Source organism: Kitasatospora arboriphila, assembly GCF_039528095.1.
GTDB classification, from domain to species: Bacteria; Actinomycetota; Actinomycetes; order Streptomycetales; family Streptomycetaceae; genus Kitasatospora; species Kitasatospora arboriphila.
This window is the reverse complement of the sequence record NZ_BAAALD010000001.1, coordinates 209,008-231,221: the sequence shown is the minus strand read 5'-3', so window position 1 is coordinate 231,221 and position 22,214 is coordinate 209,008. Positions and strand designations below refer to the sequence as shown.

Annotated in this window: 23 protein-coding genes; 8 read left to right on the top strand and 15 right to left on the bottom strand. The window is 73.7% G+C overall.

The window, feature by feature from the left end; genetic code table 11:
• Window positions 1-511 precede the first annotated feature (511 nt).
• The gene (locus tag ABD353_RS01130) at window positions 512-841 is read left to right on the top strand and encodes a WhiB family transcriptional regulator (RefSeq protein WP_030263366.1); all 330 of its coding nucleotides are present in this window, start codon (window positions 512-514) and stop codon (window positions 839-841) included.
• A 91-nt stretch (window positions 842-932) separates the two neighbouring features.
• On the opposite strand, the gene ABD353_RS01125 is transcribed toward ABD353_RS01130, so the two are convergent.
• From ABD353_RS01125 to groES, 3 genes are all read right to left on the bottom strand, one after another.
• Window positions 933-1,934: a LysR family transcriptional regulator gene (locus tag ABD353_RS01125; RefSeq protein WP_344621508.1), complete on the bottom strand. Its 1,002-nt coding sequence runs from the start codon at window positions 1,932-1,934 to the stop codon at window positions 933-935.
• A gap of 387 nt (window positions 1,935-2,321) precedes the next feature.
• A complete protein-coding gene (groL, locus tag ABD353_RS01120; RefSeq protein ID WP_263104981.1) occupies window positions 2,322-3,953 on the bottom strand; it encodes a chaperonin GroEL in 1,632 nt (543 codons plus the stop codon).
• 93 nt (window positions 3,954-4,046) lie between these two features.
• The gene (gene groES / locus ABD353_RS01115; protein ID WP_014136232.1) at window positions 4,047-4,352 is read right to left on the bottom strand and encodes a co-chaperone GroES; all 306 of its coding nucleotides are present in this window, start codon (window positions 4,350-4,352) and stop codon (window positions 4,047-4,049) included.
• 248 nt (window positions 4,353-4,600) lie between these two features.
• Between groES and ABD353_RS01110 the strand changes: the two genes are divergently transcribed.
• The gene (locus tag ABD353_RS01110) at window positions 4,601-4,903 is read left to right on the top strand and encodes a hypothetical protein (protein ID WP_344621507.1); all 303 of its coding nucleotides are present in this window, start codon (window positions 4,601-4,603) and stop codon (window positions 4,901-4,903) included.
• 68 nt (window positions 4,904-4,971) lie between these two features.
• Entirely contained in the window at window positions 4,972-6,141 is a 1,170-nt protein-coding gene (locus ABD353_RS01105) for a THUMP-like domain-containing protein (RefSeq protein ID WP_344621506.1), read from the top strand.
• On the opposite strand, the gene ABD353_RS01100 is transcribed toward ABD353_RS01105, so the two are convergent.
• The 5 genes from ABD353_RS01100 to tsaB all read right to left on the bottom strand — a co-directional run bounded on the left by ABD353_RS01100 (window position 6,123) and on the right by tsaB (window position 9,556).
• Window positions 6,123-6,971, bottom strand: coding sequence for a polysaccharide deacetylase family protein (locus ABD353_RS01100; RefSeq protein ID WP_344621505.1), 849 nt, complete (start codon window positions 6,969-6,971; stop codon window positions 6,123-6,125). The two genes, ABD353_RS01105 and ABD353_RS01100, sit on opposite strands and share 19 nt — an antisense overlap.
• An 82-nt stretch (window positions 6,972-7,053) precedes the next feature.
• Window positions 7,054-7,311 (bottom strand): hypothetical protein, encoded by a 258-nt coding sequence (locus ABD353_RS01095; RefSeq protein ID WP_344621504.1) that lies wholly within the window; start codon window positions 7,309-7,311, stop codon window positions 7,054-7,056.
• Window positions 7,308-8,387 (bottom strand): tRNA (adenosine(37)-N6)-threonylcarbamoyltransferase complex transferase subunit TsaD, encoded by a 1,080-nt coding sequence (gene tsaD / locus ABD353_RS01090; RefSeq protein WP_344621503.1) that lies wholly within the window; start codon window positions 8,385-8,387, stop codon window positions 7,308-7,310. The genes ABD353_RS01095 and tsaD overlap by 4 nt, the downstream gene beginning before the upstream one ends.
• Entirely contained in the window at window positions 8,380-8,871 is a 492-nt protein-coding gene (gene rimI / locus ABD353_RS01085) for a ribosomal protein S18-alanine N-acetyltransferase (protein WP_344621502.1), read from the bottom strand. Before rimI ends, tsaD begins: the two co-directional genes overlap by 8 nt.
• A gap of 31 nt (window positions 8,872-8,902) precedes the next feature.
• Window positions 8,903-9,556 (bottom strand): tRNA (adenosine(37)-N6)-threonylcarbamoyltransferase complex dimerization subunit type 1 TsaB, encoded by a 654-nt coding sequence (gene tsaB / locus ABD353_RS01080; RefSeq protein WP_344621501.1) that lies wholly within the window; start codon window positions 9,554-9,556, stop codon window positions 8,903-8,905.
• Window positions 9,557-9,734: 178 nt separating this feature from the next.
• Here tsaB and ABD353_RS01075 point away from each other — a divergent pair, with 178 nt between their 5' ends.
• Entirely contained in the window at window positions 9,735-10,295 is a 561-nt protein-coding gene (locus ABD353_RS01075) for a hypothetical protein (protein ID WP_344621500.1), read from the top strand.
• Between the two features lie 122 nt (window positions 10,296-10,417).
• On the opposite strand, the gene ABD353_RS01070 is transcribed toward ABD353_RS01075, so the two are convergent.
• From ABD353_RS01070 to ABD353_RS01045, 6 genes are all read right to left on the bottom strand, one after another.
• Window positions 10,418-10,615, bottom strand: coding sequence for a hypothetical protein (locus ABD353_RS01070; RefSeq protein ID WP_344621499.1), 198 nt, complete (start codon window positions 10,613-10,615; stop codon window positions 10,418-10,420).
• 141 nt (window positions 10,616-10,756) lie between these two features.
• Window positions 10,757-11,263 carry a tRNA (adenosine(37)-N6)-threonylcarbamoyltransferase complex ATPase subunit type 1 TsaE gene (tsaE, locus tag ABD353_RS01065; RefSeq protein ID WP_344621498.1) on the bottom strand — a complete coding sequence of 169 codons (507 nt, stop codon included), beginning with the start codon at window positions 11,261-11,263 and terminating at the stop codon, window positions 10,757-10,759.
• Between the two features lie 40 nt (window positions 11,264-11,303).
• Window positions 11,304-12,662 carry an alpha/beta fold hydrolase gene (locus tag ABD353_RS01060; RefSeq protein WP_344621497.1) on the bottom strand — a complete coding sequence of 453 codons (1,359 nt, stop codon included), beginning with the start codon at window positions 12,660-12,662 and terminating at the stop codon, window positions 11,304-11,306.
• The gene (gene alr / locus ABD353_RS01055; protein WP_344621496.1) at window positions 12,662-13,852 is read right to left on the bottom strand and encodes an alanine racemase; all 1,191 of its coding nucleotides are present in this window, start codon (window positions 13,850-13,852) and stop codon (window positions 12,662-12,664) included. The genes ABD353_RS01060 and alr overlap by 1 nt, the downstream gene beginning before the upstream one ends.
• Window positions 13,853-13,995: 143 nt before the next feature.
• Complete coding sequence (locus ABD353_RS01050) at window positions 13,996-15,453, bottom strand: NAD(P)H-hydrate dehydratase (RefSeq protein ID WP_344621495.1); 1,458 nt, start codon at window positions 15,451-15,453, stop codon at window positions 13,996-13,998.
• A gap of 43 nt (window positions 15,454-15,496) precedes the next feature.
• A complete protein-coding gene (locus tag ABD353_RS01045) occupies window positions 15,497-15,865 on the bottom strand; it encodes a holo-ACP synthase (protein WP_344621494.1) in 369 nt (122 codons plus the stop codon).
• A gap of 142 nt (window positions 15,866-16,007) precedes the next feature.
• Between ABD353_RS01045 and ABD353_RS01040 the strand changes: the two genes are divergently transcribed.
• Window positions 16,008-16,565: a Uma2 family endonuclease gene (locus ABD353_RS01040; protein ID WP_344621493.1), complete on the top strand. Its 558-nt coding sequence runs from the start codon at window positions 16,008-16,010 to the stop codon at window positions 16,563-16,565.
• Between the two features lie 39 nt (window positions 16,566-16,604).
• On the opposite strand, the gene glmS is transcribed toward ABD353_RS01040, so the two are convergent.
• On the bottom strand, window positions 16,605-18,461 hold the full coding sequence (glmS, locus tag ABD353_RS01035; RefSeq protein ID WP_344621492.1) for a glutamine--fructose-6-phosphate transaminase (isomerizing): 1,857 nt from the start codon (window positions 18,459-18,461) through the stop codon (window positions 16,605-16,607).
• A 122-nt stretch (window positions 18,462-18,583) separates the two neighbouring features.
• Here glmS and coaA point away from each other — a divergent pair, with 122 nt between their 5' ends.
• The 3 genes from coaA to ABD353_RS01020 all read left to right on the top strand — a co-directional run bounded on the left by coaA (window position 18,584) and on the right by ABD353_RS01020 (window position 22,200).
• Window positions 18,584-19,576: a type I pantothenate kinase gene (gene coaA, locus ABD353_RS01030; protein WP_344621491.1), complete on the top strand. Its 993-nt coding sequence runs from the start codon at window positions 18,584-18,586 to the stop codon at window positions 19,574-19,576.
• 178 nt (window positions 19,577-19,754) lie between these two features.
• The gene (locus ABD353_RS01025; RefSeq protein WP_344621490.1) at window positions 19,755-21,074 is read left to right on the top strand and encodes a glycosyltransferase family 2 protein; all 1,320 of its coding nucleotides are present in this window, start codon (window positions 19,755-19,757) and stop codon (window positions 21,072-21,074) included.
• Window positions 21,067-22,200 carry a glycoside hydrolase family 26 protein gene (locus ABD353_RS01020; RefSeq protein WP_344621489.1) on the top strand — a complete coding sequence of 378 codons (1,134 nt, stop codon included), beginning with the start codon at window positions 21,067-21,069 and terminating at the stop codon, window positions 22,198-22,200. Before ABD353_RS01025 ends, ABD353_RS01020 begins: the two co-directional genes overlap by 8 nt.
• Window positions 22,201-22,214 lie beyond the last annotated feature (14 nt).

Sequence of the window (22,214 nt, the reverse complement as noted above, 5' to 3'; positions counted from 1 at the left end):
CGACTGGCGACGGACCCCGTTCTGATCGCCGATGCCACCGCGATCGTTCCCGACGTCCAGCGCTTGCTAACCGCCTCCGTACATCCAACGACCGTCACTCGAATGAGTTACGGCCTTCGGGGCCATCGCCACCACTGTACGTGGCCGACCCATCACGGATCATGCGCCTCGCGGTGCACACGCCGCAGATTCGTGCAGCGGACGCGCGGTCCGCATGGCGCGCGCACCCGACGTCCCGGGCCCGTACCCGGGGACGACCGGCGCACTGCCACCCGATTGCCACGCGGAGCCTGACCACCACCATGCCCCGTTTGTCCGTTTTTATAGCTTCTATACGGTCATTGACTGTTGTGTCGGTGTGTGGGTGACTTGTCCTGTTGGGAGCCGTAAGTCATATTTCCAGGTGTCCGTACCGGCCCCGAGCAGCCTCGCCGCAGCGGGCGGGCCCCGAGACCTTTTTGCAACCGCGTCGATCCGAGCCCGAGTCCTGAGTCATTGAAGGGAATGAGCCATGGCAGATTTCTCCCGCCTCCCCGGCCCCAACGCAGACCTCTGGGACTGGCAGCTCTCCGCCGCCTGCCGCGGCGTCGACAGTTCTCTCTTCTTCCACCCCGAGGGCGAGCGCGGGGCCGCGCGCAGCTCGCGCGAGGCCAGTGCCAAGGAGGTCTGCATGCGGTGCCCCGTGCGGGCCGAGTGCGCGGCACACGCCCTGGCCGTCCGGGAGCCGTACGGCGTGTGGGGCGGACTGACCGAGGACGAGCGCGAGGAGCTGCTGGGCCGCTCGCGGAACAGGCAGCTGGCCGAGGTGCCGCTGGCGATGCCGGCGAACGTCCGGCAGTGACGCGCGGCCAGGGCTCGGCGCAGCGGGATCCGGCCGGACCGGCCATGAAGAAACGTTTCAGCGGCGACCAGGACGGACGGCCGTCGACCGATCAGCGGGCGGCGGCCGCTGCCGCCAGCTGATCCAGCATCAGCCCCACCGCGGGCACCCCCGCCAGGTCCGGCAGGGTCAGCGCGACCACCTCCCGGCGCACCGGCTCGCCCGCGGCCGTCTCCAGCGGCACCACCGCCACCCCGTCGCGCCGCACCGCGTCCAGCGCCATGCCCGGCAGCACCGCCACCCCCAGCCCGGCCGCCACCAGGCCCACCACCGCGGGGTAGTCGTCGGTCGCGAAGTCGATCCGGGGCTGGAAGCCGGCACCCGCGCACAGCTCCACCAGGTGGCCCCGGCACTGCGGACAGCCCGCGATCCACTGCTCGTCCGCCAGCTCGCCCACCCCCACCGGGACGCCGTCCCGGCCCGCGAGCCGGTGCCCGGCCGGCACCAGCACCACCATCGGGTCGTCCAGCAGCGGCTGCACCACCAGGTCGGACCAGTCGGTCGCGGCCGCGGACGCCGCGGCCTCCAGCGCCGCCTCGGCCCTGGCCTCGCGGGCCGAGGCGTGCGGGGACGGCACCACCGCGGCACCGCCCTGCGAGTCCGGGTAGCGGAACGCCAGCGCCACCTCGCACTCCCCCGCCCGCACCATCGCCGGGGACTCCGGCGGCTCGGCCTCGACCAGCGACACGCGCATGCCCGGGCGCGCCGCCCGGAGCTGGGCCACCGCCTTCGGCACCAGCGTGGAGCTCGCCGTCGGGAAGGACACCAGGCGCACCCGGCCCGAGCGGAGGCCGGCGATCGCCGCGACCTCCTCCTCCGCGGCGGACAGGCCCGCCAGGATGCCGGAGGCGTGCTTCAGCAGCACCTCGCCGGCCTCGCTGAGCTGCATGCCCTTGCCGGAGCGGACCACCAGCGGGGTGGCCACCGACTTCTCCAGGGCCTTCATCTGCTGGCTCACGGCGGGCTGGGTGCAGCCCAGCTCGCGCGCGGCGGCGGAGAAGGAACCGGTGCGGGCGACAGCGCGGAGCACTCGGAGGTGGCGGGCCTCGATCATGGCTCAGTTATAAGCCACCCTTTGACCCTGCCGGAAGCGAACGGATCACCCGGGACGCCCCCCGACGCCGGGGGAATCCCCCGCAGGCGCGCGGCGCACTGCGCGAGGCGCAGGGGCAGCACCCCCGCCGCTTCCCCCGTGCGGCGCCACGGCCCCGGCAGGGATGCCCGGGTACGGGTCCTTGCCCCTTCGCGCGGTCCTCCTCCGGCCCCGGCCGGCATGCCCCCGCGCGCCCGTGCTGTCCTTGCCCGTCCGCGCCGGGTGGGCCCGTCCCGGATCGCACAGTTCCCCGCGCCCCTGAGGGGTCGCTCTTCCCGGGAACGCCGGAGGCCCGGCTCCTCCCGCCGGGTGGGCGGGAGGAGCCGGGCCTCCGGGGAGCGACTCGCGTCAGTGGGAGTGGCCGTGGCCGCCGTGCGAGTGGCCGTGACCGTTGTCGGCCTCCTCCTCCTTCTTCTCCACCACGAGGGTCTCGGTGGTGAGGAGCAGGGAGGCGATGGAGGCGGCGTTCTCCAGGGCCGAGCGGGTGACCTTGACCGGGTCGATGACGCCGGCCTTCACCAGGTCGCCGTACTCGCCGGTGGCGGCGTTGTAGCCGTGGCCGGTCTCCAGGTCGGCGACCTTGGAGGTGATGACGTAGCCCTCCAGGCCGGCGTTCTGGGCGATCCAGCGCAGCGGCTCGGCCAGCGCCTTGCGGACGACCGCGACACCGGTGGCCTCGTCGCCGGACAGGCCCAGGCCGCCGTCGAGGACCTTGGCGGCGTGCACGAGGGAGGCGCCGCCACCGGCGACGATGCCCTCCTCGACCGCGGCGCGGGTCGCCGAGATGGCGTCCTCGAGGCGGTGCTTGCGCTCCTTCAGCTCCACCTCGGTGGCGGCGCCGACCTTGATGACGCAGACGCCGCCGGCCAGCTTGGCCAGGCGCTCCTGCAGCTTCTCGCGGTCCCAGTCGGAGTCGGTGGAGGCGATCTCGGCCTTGATCTGGCCGACGCGGCCGGCCACGGCCTCGGAGTCGCCGGCACCGTCGACGAGGATGGTCTCGTCCTTGGTGACGGTGATGCGGCGGGCGGTGCCGAGCACGTCCAGGCCGGCCTGGTCGAGCTTGAGGCCGACCTCCTCGGAGATGACGGTCGCGCCGGTGAGGACGGCGATGTCGCCGAGGATCGCCTTGCGGCGGTCGCCGAAGCCGGGGGCCTTGACGGCCACCGCGTTGAAGGTGCCGCGGATCTTGTTGACCACCAGGGTGGACAGCGCCTCGCCGTCGACGTCCTCGGCGATGATCAGCAGCGGGCGGGAGCCGCCCTGCAGGATCTTCTCCAGCAGCGGCAGGAGCTCCTGGATGGAGGAGATCTTGCCCTGGTTGATCAGGATGTACGGGTCGTCGAGGACCGCCTCCTGGCGCTCCGCGTCGGTCACGAAGTACGGCGACAGGTAGCCCTTGTCGAACTGCATGCCCTCGGTGAACTCGAGCTCGACGCCGAAGGTGTTGGACTCCTCGACGGTGATGACACCGTCCTTGCCGACCTTGTCGATCGCCTCGGCGATGAGCTCGCCGACCTGGGTGTCCTGGGCGGAGAGGGACGCGACGGCGGCGACGTCGTCCTTGCCCTCGATCTCGCGGGCCACCGAGAGCAGGTGCTCGGAGACGGCGGCGACGGCCTTGTCGATGCCCTTCTTCAGGGCGGCCGGGCCGGCGCCGGCGGCGACGTTGCGCAGGCCCTCGTTGACCAGGGCCTGGGCGAGCACGGTGGCGGTGGTGGTGCCGTCGCCCGCGACGTCGTTGGTCTTGGTGGCGACCTCCTTGACCAGCTGCGCGCCGAGGTTCTCGTACGGGTCGTCGAGCTCGACCTCGCGGGCGATGGTCACACCGTCGTTGGTGATGGTGGGGGCGCCGAACTTCTTGTCGATGACGACGTTGCGGCCCTTGGGGCCGATGGTCACCTTGACCGTGTCGGCCAGCTTGTTGACACCGCGCTCCAGCGAGCGGCGGGCGTCCTCGTCGAACTGCAGGATCTTCGCCATGTTCCCGTTTCCTCAGGGTCTTACGGTATGGACCAACAAGCACGCCCCGGCCCGGGTCAGTGCTGACGCGGTTCCGGGGCGGGCCGTTACGGCTTACTTCTCGATGATGGCGAGAACGTCGCGGGCCGAGAGGACGAGGTACTCCTCGCCCTGGTACTTGACCTCGGTGCCGCCGTACTTGGAGTACAGGACGATGTCACCGACGGCGACGTCGAGCGGCAGGCGCTGGCCGTCCTCGAAGCGGCCCGGGCCGACGGCCAGGACGACGCCCTCCTGGGGCTTCTCCTTGGCGGTGTCCGGGATAACCAGGCCGGAGGCCGTGGTGGTCTCGGCGTCGAGCGGCTGGACCACGATGCGGTCCTCGAGCGGCTTGATGGCAACCTTGCTGCTGGTGGTCACGTCCGAGCTCCCCTTCGGAGATTACGGGGTTGTCTAACAGGGAAGGGCGATGTCCGCAGGCCTGCCGTCGCGGGGGTCAGGCGCGCTCCGTCGCGTTGGCACTCCCCCGGGGGGAGTGCCAGGAACGACCATAGGCCGCCGTTAGCACTCAGTCAACCAGAGTGCCAACGCCAGTCGCCCGGTGTCCCCGGGTGCGGGTGAGTAGTCGTACTCATGTGCGGCACCGGCGCGGCTGGGACGATGGCTGCATGACCGCGATCCGACCCTCCGTCACCCGGGACCTCCTGCACACCGCCTGGCTGCTCGCCGTCGAGACGGCGCTCGGCACCGGCGCGGTGTACGCCCTGATCGTCCTGCTGTTCGCGCTGGCCACCCCGGACAGCGGCATCGGCGTGGTGGCGGCGTGCATCGGCGTGTTGGCCGCCGCGGTGGCCGTGCCGCTCACCGCGATCGCGGTGAGCGTGCGCCGCGGGTACCGGATCGCACCGGTGGCCCTGGTGGTCGTCGGACCGGCGCTGGTCGCCGGCGCGCTGTCCGTGCTCGGCCACTGAGCGGCGGCCGCGCCCCGGACCCGGCGGGACCCGGCGGGACCCGGGGAGACCCGGGAGAGAATGACCGGGTGGAGATCGAATCGTTCCGGGCGCTGCTGACCGACGAGGGGCGGGCGCTGCTCGCCGAACTGCGGGAGTTCACCCCCGACCGGGAGCTGGCGCTGGCCACCCGGCTGCGCCGGGACCACCCGGCGGAGCTGGTGCGGGCCGCCTTCGAGCAGGCCCGGCTGCGGCAGCGCGCGCGGGCCAAGTTCGGCGCGGACGCCGACCTCATGTTCTTCACCCCGAACGGCGTCGAGCAGGCCACCCGGCGCAGCGTCGCCGAGTGGCGGGCGGCCCGGTTCGCGGGTCTGGGCGTGCGGCGGCTGGCGGACCTGTGCTGCGGCATCGGCGGGGACGCGATCGCGCTGGCCCGGGCCGGGGTGTCGGTGCTGGCGGTGGACCGGGATCCGCTGACCTGCGCGGTGGCCGCGGCCAACGCGGCGGCGCTCGGCCTCGCCGGGCTGGTGGAGGTGCGCTGCGCGGACGTCACCGAGGTGGACACCGACGGCTTCGACGCGGTGTTCACCGATCCGGCGCGGCGCACCGCGCGCGGGCGGGTCTTCGACCCGGAGGCCTACTCCCCGCCGCTGTCCTGGGCGCTGGAGGCGGCGCGGCGGACGCCGTTCGGGGCGCTGAAGGTCGCCCCGGGGATCCCGCACGAGCTGGTGCCGGAGGGCGCGGAGGCGGAGTGGGTCTCCGACCACGGCGAGGTGAAGGAGGCGGTGATCTGGTTCGGCACCGGGGCGGCGGCGCCGTACCGGGCGACGGTGCTGCCGGGTGGCGGCAGCCTCTCGGGCACCGGTGACCGGGCCGGGGCCGGCCCGGTCGGCCGCTACCTGTACGAGCCGGACGGCGCGGTGATCCGGGCCGGCCTGGTGGCGGACGTGGCGCGCAGCGTGGGCGGCCGGCTGGTCGACCCGCAGATCGCGTACGTGACGGCGGACGAGCTGGTGCCGACCCCCTTCGCCCACGCGTACGAGATCGGCGAGGTGCAGCCGTACAACGTGAAGCGGCTGAAGGCGCTGCTGCGCGAGCGCGGCGCCGGCACGGTCGTGATCAAGAAGCGCGGGATCGCCATCACCCCGGAGGAGCTGCGCCGGCAGTTGAAGCCGAGCGGCCCGCACGAGGTGACGGTGATCCTGAGCCGGACGGACGACGGCCCGCTGATGATGCTGGGTCAGCCGGCCGCGATGTAGTCCTCCAGGCGGCCGACGGCGAAGCCCTGCTCCTGGATGCGGGCCAGCAGTTCGCCGAACATCGTGGTCATCGTCTCGCCCTTGAGGTCCTTGGGGCCGCGGAAGTGGGCGAGGATGATGTCGCCGGGGCGGAGCTTCTTGTCGGCGGCCTGGTACTGCATGTCGTGGATCTGCATGGACTCGCGCCAGAGCACCACGGCGCGCGGGCCGCAGGCGCGGACGGCGGCGCCCAGCGACGGGGTGTGCGCGCCGTCGCCGTACGGCGGGCGGAAGAGCGTCGGGGCGGTGCCGTACTGCTCGGTGAGCGCGGTCTGGGCCTCGCAGACCTCGGACTTCTGGCGCTCGGGCGAGAGCCGGCTCATCGCGGGGTGGTCGACGGAGTGGTTGTGGATGCGGTTGCCGAGGGCCTGCAGCGGCTTGAAGTAGCCGTAGTCGCCGCGGACGATGTCCCGGGTCAGGAACATCGAGAACGGCACCTTGAGGTCGGTGGCCATCTCGACGAACTTCGGGTCCTTCTCGGCGCCGTCGTCGATGGTGATGAAGACGACCTTGTCGGTGGTCCGCACCTCGCTGAAGACCGGGACGGGCCCGGTGGCGGTCAGCTTGACCGGCTTGTCGGCGGGGGCGGCCGGGGCCGCGGGCAGCGGCTTGAGGCCCCACTTGGCCCACGCGGCCGGCCGGTCCTGGGCGGCGGGCGCGGCCGCGGCGGTGGTGCCGGGTGCGGAGGAGGCGGGCCGTGAGGGCGGCGCCTGGGCCCCCCGGTGCTGTGCGCCGCTGCCGCAGGCGGTGAGTGCCACCAGCAGGACGGCCGCCCCCGCGGCACAGGACATGGACCTCTTCGGCAACGTGCGCTCCCCCCACCCGGCCCGGCGGCGGTGCGCACCGGGTCCAGCGTTCTCTCAGGAGGGCACGCTACTCGACGTGCGCACGGGTGAACGACCAGCGGTGGACGGGTCGCGCGGTCAACCCGTCCGGCGGATCGGGGAGGTGCGCCGGCTCGCCCGTCCACCAGGTGATGAGCAGCACCCGGTCGCCCTCGGCGGTGAGCAGTTCGAGGCGGTCGGGGGCGGCGGCGCGCAGGCCGGGCAGCACCTCCTCGCGCACCCACCGCTCCAGTTCGGCGGCCCGCCCCTCGGCGGCGCGGGCCTCCCACATGAGGGCGCGGGTCACCGCAGCGACTCGTGCGCGTGCGCGTGGAACTCGGTGTGCGGGACGTGCACCTCGGTGACCGGCAGCGAGGAGTCCGCGGACAGGTCGAAGGCGGAGGGGGTGCGGTCCCGGCGGACCATCTCGGAGCCGAGCGCGGCGACCATGGCGCCGTTGTCGGTGCACAGGCCCGGGCGGGGCACCCGGAGCACGATGCCGGCCCGGTCGCAGCGCTGCTGGGCCATCTCCCGCAGCCGGGAGTTGGCGGCGACGCCGCCGCCGATCATGAGGTGGTCGACGCCGTTGTCCTTGCAGGCGCGGACGGCCTTGCGGGTGAGCACGTCGGTGACGGCCTCCTGGAAGGACGCGGCGACGTCGGCGACCGGGACCTCCTCGCCGGCCCGGCGCTTCGCCTCGACCCAGCGGGCGACGGCGGTCTTCAGACCGGAGAAGGAGAAGTCGTAGGCGGGGTCGTTCGAGGCGCTGAGGCCGCGCGGGAAGGCGATGGCCTTCCCGTCGCCGTCGCGGGCGGTGCGGTCGACGTGCGGGCCGCCGGGGAAGCCGAGGCCGAGCACCCGGGCGACCTTGTCGAAGGCCTCGCCGGCGGCGTCGTCGATGGTGGCGCCGAGCGGTCGGACGTCGCTGGTGATGTCGGAGGAGAGCAGCAGCGAGGAGTGGCCGCCGGAGACCAGCAGCGCCATGGTCGGCTCGGGCAGCCGGCCGTGCTCCAGCTGGTCGACGCAGATGTGCGAGGCGAGGTGGTTGACGCCGTACAGCGGCTTGTCGAGGGCCCAGGCGTAGGCCTTGGCGGCGGAGACGCCGACGAGCAGGGCGCCGGCGAGGCCGGGGCCGGCGGTGACGGCGATGCCGTCGAGGTCGGTGGCCTTGATCCCGGCGGTGTCGAGGGCCCGCTGGATGGTCGGGACCATCGCCTCCAGGTGGGCGCGGCTGGCGATCTCGGGGACGACGCCGCCGTAGCGGGCGTGGTCGTTGACGCTGGAGGCGACCGCGTCGGCGAGCAGGGTGGTGCCGTGGACGATGCCGACGCCGGTCTCGTCGCAGGAGGTCTCGATGCCGAGGACGAGCGGTTCGTCAGCCATTCTTCGGGTCCTTCGAATCGTGCGTGGGATGGTCGAGGCGCATGACGAGCGCGTCGACGTTCGCGGGCTGGTAGTAGCCGCGGCGGACGCCGACCGGCTGGAAGCCGAACCGCTCGTACAGCCGCTGGGCGCGCAGGTTGTCGACCCGGACCTCCAGCAGCAGTTCGGCGCAGCCGCGGCGGGCGGACTCCTCGACGAGGTCGGTGAGCAGCGCGGTGCCGAGGCCGGCGCCCTGCAGGCGCTCGTCGACGGCGATGGTCTGGACGTCGCCCTCGGTGCCGACGGCCATCAGGCCGGCGTAGCCGACGATGCGGTCGTCCTCGGTGGTGGCGACGGTGTAGTGGCGGGTGCCGCCGGGGTGGGCCTCGGCCAGTTCGGACCAGTACATGGCGGGCGACCAGGCGTCCTCGGGGAACAGCCGCAGTTCGAGGTCCATGACCGGTTCGATGTCCCACCACCGCATCGGGCGGAGGATCACGTCCATCCCACGCCCCTCTCCGCGGCGGGCCGGCGGGTCATGCGGGGAGCACCGCCTTGTACCCGGCCGGGACCTGGGCGTCGGGGCGGCGCAGGTAGAGCGGGGCGTTGGGCAGCAGGTCGCGGCCGGCGGCGAGTTCGGCGGCGGCGAAGTCGGCGAGGGCGCCGGCCGAGACGTGCTCGGGGCCGGTCGCGCCGGGGAAGGTCTCGGGGTAGAGCAGGGCGCCGGCGCCGACCGAGCGCTGCGGCGGGGTCAGGTCGCCGGGGCGGTCGACGGCGGGGCCCTCCGTCCGGGTGCCGTCCTCGTCGTAGGCGGCCCAGTAGACCTCCTTGCGGCGGGCGTCGGTGGCGGCGGTGAACGGGCCGGTCAGCCCCTCGCGGCGGGCCTGGTGGGCGATCGCGTCGAGGGTGCAGACGCCGTGCACGGGCAGGCCGAGCGCGTGGCCGAGGGCGGCGGCGGTGACCAGGCCGACCCGCAGGCCGGTGTACGGGCCGGGGCCCACGCCGACCGCGATCGCGGTGAGCTCGCGCTTGTCGACGCCGGCGGTGCGCAGCACGTCGCCGATGGTGGGCAGGAGCAGCTCGCCGTGCCGTCTGGCATCGACCTCGTAGGACTCGGCGAGGACGGCCGTGCCGTCGTGGACGGCGGCGGTGACGGCGGGGGTTGCGGTGTCGAACGCGAGCAGCAGCACGGCATCAAGGTTAGAGGGTCGGCCGGGGCCGTCGCCCCGGCGGTGCGGGGTGGACGGCCGCGGCGGTATCTGCGGCGGCGGCCGGGGGTGGGAACACACCATCGGATCGCGCCATCGGGCGGGCGCGGACCTGGCACGATGGGGCGGACACGGGCAGCGAGCGGTGGGAGCGTGCGTGGTGAGGACGGTTCCGGGCCTGGTGGTCGCCGGGCTGACGGCGGGGGCCGTGGCGGTGGTGGCGCTCCTGGCCGTCCAGGCGGAGGGGGCGCAGTCGCGGGCCGAGGAGGCCCGGGCGGCGGCCGGCGCGACCGCCGACCCGTCGCCGACCGCGCCGGCCCCGACCGCGTCGATGCCGGCGCTGCCCGCCTCGTCGGGGACGGGCTACCGGGTGGTGTACTCGGTCTCGCAGCACCGGGTGTGGCTGGTCGACCCGCGGAAGGACCCGCAGCTGCAGGCCTCGTTCGCGGTGACGCCGGGCTCGGTGGAGCCCACTCCGGGCAGCTACAGCGTGTACAGCCGGACGGCGACCGGAAAGGGCACCGATCACCGGCAGATCGAGCACGTGGTGCGGTTCACCGAGCAGGGTGAGGTGGTGTTCGGCTTCGGTTCGGCGGTGGACGGCTCGACGGCGCCGCCGGACGCGGGCCTGCGCACCGGCGGGATCCGCTCGTCCCGGGCGGACGGGCAGGTGCTGTGGGACTTCGCGCCGACCGGTACCCGGGTCTTCGTCGCGGAGTAGCAGCCCTCGCGGAGTAGCAGCCCTCGCGGAGCAGTTGCCGTCGCTGAGCAGCCGCCGTCGCGGAGCAGCGGCCCGGGCCGGGGCTCCGGCCGGTGCCGTCCCGCGCGGGCGGCGGTGCGGTGTCAGGCCGCGCGCGGCGGCGCGGTGGGCTCCGGGTGGTCCTGCGCCGCGGGCTGCGGGCGCGCGGGCGGGGTGGAGACGGCGGCGGCGGACGCGCAGGAGGCCAGCAGGGCGCGCATCGGGACCTCGCCGGGCCGGGCCGCGGTGTCGTCGGGACGGTCCTGCGGCGTGGGTGCCGCAGCGGGGGTGGTGCTCGCCATCGGGGCGCCTCCCTAGTTAGGCAGACCTAACCGCAGTTCCCATCCCATCACGAGGGCAGGCCGGGCCGCAACACCTTCCCGACGCCGTGTCGGGAAGTGTCGGGGTGTCGCGGGCGGGGAGGTGCGGGGGCGCCGGCGGGATCAGCCCCGGTCGAGGACGGCGAGGTCGACGCCGTCCCAGCGGCCGCCGAGGCCGGTCACGGTGACCCGGCGCGGGTCGAGGTCGTCGGCCTCCTCCGCGGCGCCGCCGATCGCCCGGTGGATCCGGACCTCCAGGCGGTCCTCGCTGAGCTGCTCGACCTTGCCCTCGCCCCACTCGACGACGACCACCGACTCGGGCAAGGACACGTCCAGGTCGAGGTCCTCCATCTCGTCCAGTCCGCCGCCGAGCCGGTAGGCGTCCACGTGGACGAGGGCCGGGCCGCCGCCGAGCGGCGGGTGGACGCGGGCGATCACGAAGGTCGGCGAGGTGACCGCGCCGCGCACGCCGAGGCCCTCGCCGAGGCCCCGGGTGAGCGTGGTCTTGCCCGCGCCGAGCTCCCCGTGCAGCAGTACCAGGTCGCCGGGGCGCAGCAGCGCGGCGAGGCCCTTCCCGAGCCGGCCCATCCGCTCGGGGGTGGCGACGGTGAGGGTGAGCTGGTTGCCCATGGGGGTGTCGGTGTCCTTCCGGGTGGCGGCGGGGCCGCGGTCAGGGGTGGGGGCTCGGGTCGGGCGGGGCGGGGACGCCGGCGTGTCCGGCGGCGCGCCGCAGCAGCCCGGCCAGGTACCGGTCGACCTCGGCGGGCCGTTCCAGCATCAGCAGGTGTCCGGTCTCGGGGAGGACGACCAGCTCAGCGCCGGGCAGTGCCCGGGCGATCTCCTCGCTGTGCGCGGGCGGGGTGAGCAGGTCCTCCGTCCCGGCCAGGACGAGGACGGGGACGCCGTCGAGGGCGGCCAGCGCGGCCTTCTTGTCGTGCAGGCCGAAGGCCGGGTAGAACTCGGCGACCACGTCGATCGGGGTGGCGTCGAGGAGCTGTTCGGCGAACCGGACGACCTGCGGGTCGACGTCCTTGGAGCCGAAGGAGAAGCGGCGGTAGAAGACCGCGGCGACGTCGGCGCCGATCCGGCGGGTGGCCTCGACGAGTTCGACCTGGCGGCCGAGCAGCCGGACGGTGGCGGGGGCGAGCTTGCGCAGCAGCCGGGCGCCGGCCGCGGGCAGGCCGAGGGTGACGGAGTTCCAGTCGCCGGCCAGGGTGCCGACCAGGCCGACCCCGGCGACCCGTTCGCGGAACAGCTCCGGGTGCTGGTCGGCGAGGGCCATCACGGTCATGCCGCCCATGGAGTGGCCGACCAGCACGACCGGGCCCTCGGGGGCGACGGCGTCGAGGACGGCCTTGAGGTCGCCGCCGAGCTGGTCGATGGAGGCGGGCTCGCCGGCCAGGTAGGAGCGGGAGCGCTCGGAGCGGCCGTGGCTTCGCTGGTCCCAGAAGACCAGCCGCAGGCCCTCGCGGAACGCGGCGCGCTGGAAGTGCCAGCTGTCCTGGTTGAGGCAGTAGCCGTGGCAGAAGACGACGGTCAGCGGTGTCGGGGTGTCGGCGGGGGCCGCCTCGGCGGGCCGGCCGGCCCGGGCCAGGGCGCCGGTGCCGCCGAGCAGGCCGGGCAGTCCGGTGCGGTCGACGCCGGCGGCGCCGCTGCGCCGGGTGAACCAGGCGCGGCGGCGCTGGCCCTCGTCCTCGGGCTGCTCGGGCCGCCCGGCCGGTCCGGGCACCGCCTCGTCCCAGCCGGTGCCGTCGAGCTCGACGTACAGCTCGGTGCCGTCGGGGGCGGTGACGGTGCGCGGGCGGCCGCGCAGCGAGCCGTACGGGGCGGCGGCGTCCAGCTCCTCGCGGGCGCGGCGGCGCATCGAGCGGCCGACGGTGAGGCGCTCGACGGCGACGCCGGCGGCGGCACCGGCCGCGACCACGCCGAGCGATATGCCGATCAGGCCGGCCCTGCTCACGCCGCCGGAGGCCGCCCCGGCGGCCTTGGCCACCGCGGCGACCGGATTCCCGTCGGCGCCCTCCGCCATCAGAGGCCCGACCCGTCCCCCGCGCCCACGTAGCGGCGCGGCACCCGGGAGCCGATCCGGGTGACGATCTCGTACGAGAGGGTGCCGCAGGCGCGGCCCCAGTCCTCGGCGGTGGGCTCGCCGCGCTCGCCGCTGCCGAAGAGCAGGACCTCCTCGCCGACCGGCGGGGTGTCGCCCCCGAGGTCGACGACGAACTGGTCCATCGCGACCCGGCCCGCGACGGTGTGCCACTTGCCGGAGATCTGGACGGGGCCGGTGTTGGAGGCGTGCCGCGGGATGCCGTCCGCGTAGCCGACCGGCACCAGGCCGAGGGTGGTGTCGCCGGGCGTCGTGTAGTGGTGGCCGTAGCTGACCCCGTGCCCGCCGGGGACGGTCTTGACCAGGGCGAGCCGGGCCGTGAGCGACATCACGGGGCGCAGCCCGAAGTCGGCGGGGGTGCCGATGTCCGGCACCGGGGAGAGGCCGTACATGGCGAGGCCGGGCCGGACGAGGTCGTAGTGCGACTGCGGCAGCAGCAGGGTGGCCGGCGAGTTCGCCAGGTGCCGGACCTCGGGCCGCACGCCCTGCGCCTCGGCGTGCGCGACGGCGGAGGCGAAGCCGTCCAGCTGGACCTGGACGGAGGGGTGGCCGGGCTCGTCGGCGGCGGCGAAGTGCGACCAGAGGCCGACGACCTCGATCAGGCCCTCGGCCTGGGCGCGCAGGGCGGCGGCGACCAGCTCGGGCCAGTCGTGCGGCTGGCAGCCGTTGCGGCCGAGGCCGGTGTCGGCCTTGAGGTGGACGCGGCCGGGCACGCCCGTCTCGCGGACGGCGGCGAGCAGCTCGTCGAGTGCCCAGCGGCCGCTGACGGAGACGTCGACGTGCGAGCGCAGCGCCTGGGCCCAGGGGCCGCCCGGGGTCCACAGCCAGCACAGGATGCGGGCCTGCTCGGGGCGGATGCCCGCGGCGCGCAGGGCGAGCGCCTCCTCGGGGGTGGCGGTGCCCAGCCAGCGCACGCCCGCGGCGACCGCCTCGCGGGCGCACGGCAGCGCGCCGTGGCCGTAGGCGTCCGCCTTGACCACGGCCATCAGCGCGGCATCGGTACGGGCCCCCAGCGCGGCGAGGTTCTCCCGCAGGGCGGCCAGGTCGATGGCCGCCTCGGCGCGGACCCCGTGGGTGAGGGCGGGAGTTCCGGTCGTCTTCGCAGTTGTCATCGCCTATCAGTCTCCCAGACCGGCGCCGCTGCCCGGCTCACGACCCCGGCCGGGCCCGGCGGTCATCAGTGGGAGACGCGTGAAACGGAGCATTCGGTTCCGCGGAACGGTACCCTCCCGCCGCCCGGGCGGCGCGGCCGGTGTCAGCGCCCGGCGCCCGCCGAACGCACCGTCCGCCAGGCCTCGGGCAGCGCCTCCGCGACGTCCAGCGCGGCGGCCGGGGCACCCGCGGCGGCCGTCCGGCCGGCCAGCCCGTGCAGGTGGGCGGCGACGGCGCCGGCGTCCAGCGGGCCGAGGCCGGCCGCCATGAGCGATCCCGCGAGGCCGGACAGCACGTCGCCGCTGCCCGCCGTGGCCAGCCAGGAGGTGCCGGTCGGATTCACCCGGACGGTGCCGTCCGGCTCGGCGACCACCGTGGTGGAGCCCTTGAGCAGCACCGTCGCCCGGTAGGCCGCGGCGAGCCGCCGCGCGGTCGCCCGCCGCGCCGCCGCGAGGCCGTCCGCGGCGGGCGGCGCACCGCCCTCCGCGCCGGCCAGCAGCCGGGCCTCCTCCCCGGTGTGCGGGGTGAGCAGGGTGGGCGCGGACCGGCCGGCGAGCGCGTCCGGGCCGAGCCGGGCGAGCTCGGCCAGCCCGTCCGCGTCGACCAGCACCGGCACGTCCGCCGCCAGCACCTCGGGCAGCAGCTCCCGCACGCCCTCGCCGGAGCCGGGGCCGACCACCCAGGCCTGCACCCGGCCGGCCTCCGCGGGCCCGCCGGCGGTCACCAGCGCCTCCGGGAAGCGCCGCACCACCTCGGCCGCGGCCGTCCCCGCGTAGCGGACGGCGCCCGCCCCGCCGCGCAGCGCCCCGGCCACGGCCAGCACCGCCGCCCCCGGGTAGCGCGCCGAACCGGCCGCGACGCCGACCACGCCGCGCCGGTACTTGTCACTCTCCGCGCCGGGCAGCGGCAGCAGCGCCGCCGCGTCCGCGTGCTGCAGCACGGCGACCGGCGCCGGCGGCAGCTCCAGGCCGATCCCGACCAGCTGCAGCACCCCCGCGTACGACGCGCCGGGGTCGATCAGCAACCCGGGCTTGTAGGTGCCGAAGCAGACCGTCACGTCCGCCCGCAGGGCCACGCCCGGCACCTCGCCGGTGTCCGGGTCGACGCCGCTCGGCACGTCCACCGCGACCACCCGGCCGCGCCGCGGCAGCGCCGCGAACGGCTGCGCCTCGGGCCGCAGCCCGCCGCGGCCGCCGATCCCGACGATGCCGTCCAGCACCAGGTCGGCCCGCTCGAACTCGCCCTGATCCGCCGTCACCCGTCCGCCGGCGGCGAGCAGCGCGGCGAGACCGGCGGCGTGCGCCTTCTCCGGCGAGAGCAGCACCGCGGACACCCGGGCGCCGCGGCGGGCCAGCCGGGCAGCGGCGTACAGGGCGTCACCACCGTTGTCCCCGCTGCCCGCCAGCACCAGCACCCGGCTGCCGTACACCCGCGGGAGCAGCCGCGCGCAGGTCGCGGCGAGGCCGGCGGCGGCGCGCTGCATCAGCGTGCCCTCCGGCAGCCGGGCCATCAGGTCGGCCTCGGCGGACCGGACCTGTTCGACGGTGTGTGCGCGGCGCATCGGCGGCCTCCCGTGGCGTTGGGGCGTCCCGGGGCCGCTCGCGCTAGCCCTCGGCGATCACTACCGCCGACGCTACGCCCGCGTCGTGGCTCAGCGACACGTGCCACGACCGGACGCCGAGGGCGGCGGCCCGCTCGGCGACCGTGCCGGTGACCTTCAGCACCGGCCGGCCGGAGTCCTCGGTGTGCACCTCGGCGTCCGTCCACCGCAGCCCGGACGGCGCGCCCAGCGCCTTGGCCAGCGCCTCCTTGGCGGCGAACCGCGCCGCGAGCGAGGCGGTGCCCCGACGTGCCCCGGACGGCAGCGTCAGCTCGGCCTCGGTGAAGAGCCGGTCCGCGAGGTGCGGGGTGCGCTCCAGCGACTCCCCGAACCGCGCGATCTCCGCGACGTCGATCCCGACCCCGATGATCACCCGTGGACTCCTTCTCCGACACCGGCCGCTGCCGGGGACTGTACGGCACACTTTCGAGTGAGAACCGCTTCGAGCCCCCTCCGGTACCGATCCGTACGCCTACCGTGTGCCCCGGCGCCGATCGGCAGGAGGGAGAAGGGCCATGGTCGCCATGCCGGCTGTCGAGCACCCGCCGCCCGCGGACGACCTGCTCCGTGCGTTCCTGGAGCTGGAGACCCCGCCGGGCTTCAAGGCCGAGCTCATCGGGGGGGAGATCGTCGTGACACCGCCGCCGGACGGGTCCCACGAAACCGTGTTCGCCCTGCTCGTCAGGCAGTTCATCCGCAAGGCCGCGGTCGACGTGGACCTGGCCGGGACGAAGGGTCTGATCACACCCGGCGGCCGGTTCATCCCGGACGGCACCATCAGCCCGGTGGGGCACTTCGAGGATGCCGAGCCCTGGGCATCGCCGGCAGGGGTCCTACTGGTTTTCGAGATCACCTCCGGCAACCCGGCCAGGGATCGCGAGGCCAAGCGCCGCGGCTACGCGGCTTCCGGCATCCCTTGCTACCTGCTGATCGACCGCAGCTACCGAAGCGCCACCCTGTTCACCGACCCCGCGGACGGGGACTACACCGTCCACACCCAGGCGGCCTTCGGCAAGCCCCTCGACCTGCCCGCCCCGTTCTCGTTCGCGCTCGACACGGAGCCCCTGCGGTAGCGCACGCCACCACAGGGGCTCCGGGCGGAGCGGGTCCGGCTACTCGACGGTGACCGACTTCGCCAGGTTGCGGGGCTGGTCGACCTCGTGGCCCTTGGCGGTGGCCAGCTCGCAGGCGAAGACCTGCAGCGGGACGGTGGAGACCAGCGGCTGCAGCAGCGTCGGGGTCGCCGGGATGCGGATCAGGTGGTCCGCGTACGGGACGACGGCCTCGTCGCCCTCCTCGGCGATGACGATGGTGCGGGCGCCGCGGGCGCGGATCTCCTGGATGTTGGAGACGATCTTGTCGTGCAGGATCGACCGGCCGCGCGGCGACGGGACGACCACGACGACCGGCAGGCCCTCCTCGATCAGCGCGATCGGGCCGTGCTTGAGCTCGCCGGCGGCGAAGCCCTCGGCGTGCATGTACGCCAGCTCCTTGAGCTTCAGCGCGCCCTCCAGGGCGACCGGGAAGCCCACGTGGCGGCCGAGGAAGAGCACCGAGCGGGCGTCGGCCAGCGAACGGGCCAGCTCGCGGACGGGCTCCATGGTCTCCAGCACCTGCTCCACCTGCTTCGGCGCGTCGCCGAGCTCGCGGATGATGGTGAAGATCTCGTCGCCCCACTTGGTGCCGCGGACCTGGCCGAGGTACAGCGCGACCAGGTAGCAGGCGACCAGCTGGGTCAGGAACGCCTTGGTCGAGGCGACCGCGACCTCCGGGCCGGCGTGGGTGTACAGCACCGCGTCGGACTCGCGCGGGATGGTGGAGCCGTTGGTGTTGCAGATCGCCAGCACCTTGGCGCCCTGCTCGCGGGCGTGCCGCAGCGCCATCAGGGTGTCCATGGTCTCGCCGGACTGCGAGATGGCGATGACCAGGGTGCGGTCGTCCATGATCGGGTCGCGGTAGCGGAACTCCGAGGCGACCTCGACCTCGCAGGGGATGCGGGTCCAGTGCTCGATCGCGTACTTGGCGATCATGCCGGCGTGGAAGGCGGTGCCGCAGGCCACGATGACGACCTTGTCGACCTCGCGCAGCACCTGGTCGGGGATGCGCAGCTCGTCGAGGGTCAGCCGGCCGTCGGTGCCGATCCGGCCGAGGAGGGTGTCGGCGACGGCCTTCGGCTGCTCGGCGATCTCCTTGAGCATGAAGTAGTCGTAGCCGCCCTTCTCGGCGGCGGAGGCGTCCCAGTCCACGTGGTACTCGCGGACCTCGGCCGGGTTGCCGTGGAAGTCGGTCACCGTGACGCCGTCGCGGCGCAGCTCGACGACCTGGTCCTGGCCGAGCTCGATCGCCTCGCGGGTGTGCGCGATGAAGGCGGCGACGTCGGAGGCGAGGAAGTTCTCGCCCTCGCCGCGGCCGACGACCAGCGGGGAGTTCCGGCGGGCGCCGACCACCACGTCGGGGGCGTCGGCGTGGGTGGCGACGAGGGTGAAGGCGCCGTCCAGCTGCCGGCAGACCGTCCGCATGGCCTCGGCGAGGTCGCCCTGGTAGGCCTCGCCGAGCAGGTGGGCGACGACCTCGGTGTCGGTCTCGGAGCGCAGGGTGTGGCCGCGCTCGGCGATCTCCGCCCGCAGGGTCGCGAAGTTCTCGATGATGCCGTTGTGGACGACGGCGACCTTGCGGTCGTCGTCGAGGTGGGGGTGGGCATTGGCGTCCGTGGGGCCGCCGTGGGTGGCCCACCGGGTGTGGCCGATGCCGCTGGTGCCCGCCGGCAGCGGGGTCTCGGCAAGGGACTTCTGGAGGTTGGCGAGCTTGCCGGCCCGCTTGTCGGTGGCGAGGCTCCACTGCCCGTCGAGCCCCTGGGTCTGCACGGCCACACCGGCGGAGTCGTACCCCCGGTACTCCAGCCGCTGCAGGCCTGCGATCACTACGTCGAGGGCCGACTGGGACCCCACATATCCAACGATTCCGCACATGCGTGCCAGCATATGCGGCGTTTCGTTCACCCAGGTCACGCTCACCGCTCACCCCGGTCACGCCTTGCCGACACCGCGCGTGACCGATGCCACAGCATCCCGCCGCGCCCGGACGGACCACAATGGGGGATGTGCTGACCGAACTCTGTACGAGGGGCGCCGCCCAGGCGCCCACCCCCTCCCCGTACGTGGATCTGGACCGGGCCGAGTGGAGCGCGCTGCGCGAGCGCACCCCGCTGCCCCTGACCGCCGACGAGGTCGAGCGACTGCGCGGCCTGGGCACCGCACTGGACCTGGACGAGGTCAGGGACGTCTACCTGCCGCTGTCCCGGCTGCTGAACCTGTACATCCACGCGACGCACGAGCTGCGCGGCGCGGTGGGCACCTTCCTGGACACACCGGACACCGAACGCACCCGGACCCCGTTCGTCATCGGCGTGGCCGGCTCGGTCGCGGTCGGCAAGTCGACGACCGCCCGGCTGCTGCAGGCGCTGCTGGCCCGCTGGCCCGAGCACCCGCGGGTCGAACTGGTCACCACCGACGGCTTCCTGCTGCCCAACGCCGAACTGCGCCGGCGCGGCCTGATGGCCCGCAAGGGCTTCCCCGAGTCGTACGACCGGCGGGCGCTGATGCGGTTCGTCGCCGACGTGAAGGCGGGCAAGGACAGGGTCACCGCCCCGGTCTACTCGCACCTGGTGTACGACATCGTGCCGGACGAGCGGCTGACGGTGGAACGCCCGGACATCCTCATCGTCGAGGGCCTGAACGTCCTTCAGCCCGCCCTCCCCGGCACCGACGGCCGCACCCGGCTCGCCGTCGCCGACTACTTCGACTTCTCCATCTACGTCGACGCGCGCACCGACGACATCGAACGCTGGTACCTGGACCGCTTCCGCAAGCTCCGCGAAACGGCCTTCCAGGACCCGAACTCCTACTTCCAGCGCTTCACCGAGGTCCCCGAGGAGGAGGCGATGGACTACGGCCGCCAGGTCTGGCGCACCATCAACAAGCCCAACCTGCTGGAGAACGTGCTGCCCACCCGCGGCCGGGCCACCCTGATCCTCCAGAAGGGCCAGGACCACAAGGTCCGCCGGGCCCGGCTCCGCAAGCTCTGAGCCCGTTCGATCCGCTCGGACCGGTCCGGCGTCACGAATGTGTCGCGATTGGTGGGAGATCTGACGCACCTGCATCCGTTAGCTGGCGATATGCCGGGAATGGCGACTTCTGGCTACCCGTAGTATCAGGGCGCCCTGTTCCACGCCTGCGCCCGATCGGACACGGAACCGTCCTCAGATGCTCGCCTTCCTACTAGAGATCCGGCAGTGGTGGACCGTCCGAGCGGTCTATCCGTTCGCCGTCTTCATGGCAGTGGTATGGCTGCTGTGGCTCACCCGGCTGATATTGACCCGTCGTTACCAGCCCTGGCTGAGGCCCCATACCACGACCACCTCGGTGATCATCCCGGTGGTGGACGAGCCGGCCGACCTCTTCTACTCGGTGCTCGACCGCATCATCGAACAGCAGCCGACCGAGATGGTCGTGGTGATCAACGGGAAGCGCAACGAAACGCTCGAAAAGGTCTGTGACGAGCTCGGCGTCTACTGGCGCTGGACCGAGACCCCCGGGAAGCGGAACGCGCTGCGGGTCGGCCTGGAGGTCTGCACCGGCGAGATCGCCGTGCTCGTCGACTCCGACACCGTCTGGACGCCCACCACGCTCAGCGAGCTGGTCAAGCCGTTCCGCGACCCGGAGGTCGGCGGCGTGACCACGCGCCAGCGCATCCTCGACCCGGGCCGGTCCCTGCTCACCCGCTGGGCCGACTGGCTGGAGAGCGTGCGCTGCCAGTACTCGCTGCCCGCCATGAGCGTCCTGGGCACCGTCGGCTGCCTCCCCGGGCGCACCATCGCCTTCCGGCGGCAGATCCTCCTCGACTGCATGGACGACTTCCTCGGCGAGAAGTTCCTCGGTGTGTTCCTGGAGGTGAGCGACGACCGGACGCTCACCAACTACACGCTCAAGCAGGGGTACCGGACCGTCTACCAGTCGACCTCGCTGGTGTACACCGACGCTCCGTTGGAACTCCGCAAGCTCGCCAAGCAGCAGTACCGCTGGGCCCGGGGTTCGCAGTACAACACGCTGCGGATGCTGCCGTGGATGCTGCGGCGCGCCCGGATGCTCGCCCTCTTCTACCTGGTGGACATCCTGATCCCCTTCGTCCTGCTCGGCAGCTTCTCGTCCTGGGCGGTCGCCGCCTGGCACCGCAGCGGCCCGAGCCTGTACAACGACCTGCCCCTGCCGGTGGAGCAGTGGAAGTCCACGCTCCTCGTCCTCGTCCTCGCCGCGCTGCTCTCCGCGGTGTCGCTGGCCGTCCGGTTCGGCCGGCACTTCGCCTACCGGTCCAAGGACATGCTGTACCTTCCGGCCTTCATGCTGATCAACACCTTCGTGCTGCTTCCGGTCCGTCTCCTCGGGTTCTTCCGCATGGGGCACAACGCCTCGTGGGGCACCCGCGACGACAGCTTCGCCGGCGAGCGCGCCCGCAGCCCCAAGGTCGCGATCCCCTATCTCCTGGGCAGTGCCATGCTCGTGGGCGCGGTGATGATGAGTGTCTAAGCGGGCCGCTACTCGCCGCAGGAAGCCCCGCTGGTGGCAGCGCGGCTCCGGCATCCGCCTCCGCGTGTGGATGGCGGGCAACCTCGCCCTGCTCTGCGTGCTCACCTACGGCGTGATGTCCGCCCTCGCGGCGCAGGCCGGGGGGCCGCGCTACGCGGGTCTCGGACAGAGCGCCGGCGTGCCGGCCCTCGAGGAGCTGCTGCGGCCGGAGAAGAAGGCGCACCCGATGCCGGACCGCGCCGTCTTCGCCAAGCCGAACGGCAAGTACTTCGGCGTCAGCACCGTGGAATCCCCCTGGTCCGGGGCCGAGCTGCAGCGGATCAAGCAGTCCTCCGGCGCCTGGCCGACCATGTCCGAGTACTTCGTGCGGTGGAACGCGGACTTCGACCCGGCCGCCGTGAAGGCCGCCTACGACCACGGCACCCTGCCCGTCCTCGCGTGGGAGCCCTGGGCCGGTGAGGAGGCGGGCGGCGACGACCAGCCCGAGTACCGCCTCTCCACGATCATCGACGGCACCCACGACGCGTACATCCACGCGTTCGCCCGGGGCGTCGCCCAGCAGCGCTGGCCCCTCGCCATCCGGTTCGCGCACGAGATGAACGGCACCTGGTACCCCTGGTCCGAGCAGAAGAACGGCAACCGGCGCGGCCAGTACGTGCAGGCCTGGCGGCACGTCCACGACATCTTCGCCCAGGAGGGCGCGACCAACGTCATCTGGGTGTGGAGCCCGAACATCCTCCGTCCGGTGCCCGACGTCGACCTCGCCGCGCTCTATCCGGGCGACGACTACGTGGACTGGGCCGGGATGGTGGGCTACGGGACGAACTCCGAGCGCACCGCGGACGAGACGTTCGGCCCGACCCTCGACGCCCTGCGCGGCGTCACCAAGAAGCCCGTCCTCATCACCGAGACCGGCCGCGAGACCAGCAGCGCCTACAAACCCGCCTGGACGAGCGACTTCTTCGCCTGGCTGGCGAAGCAGCCGGACGTCATCGGCTTCATCTGGTTCCAGCGCAACGCGGACCAGGGCGCCAAGGCCAACTGGCGTTTCGACGAGACCACCGCGGCCCTGCGGGCCTTCTCCAACGGCATCCGCCAGATCAAACTCGCCGACGGACTCGACTGACCCGGCGTCACCCG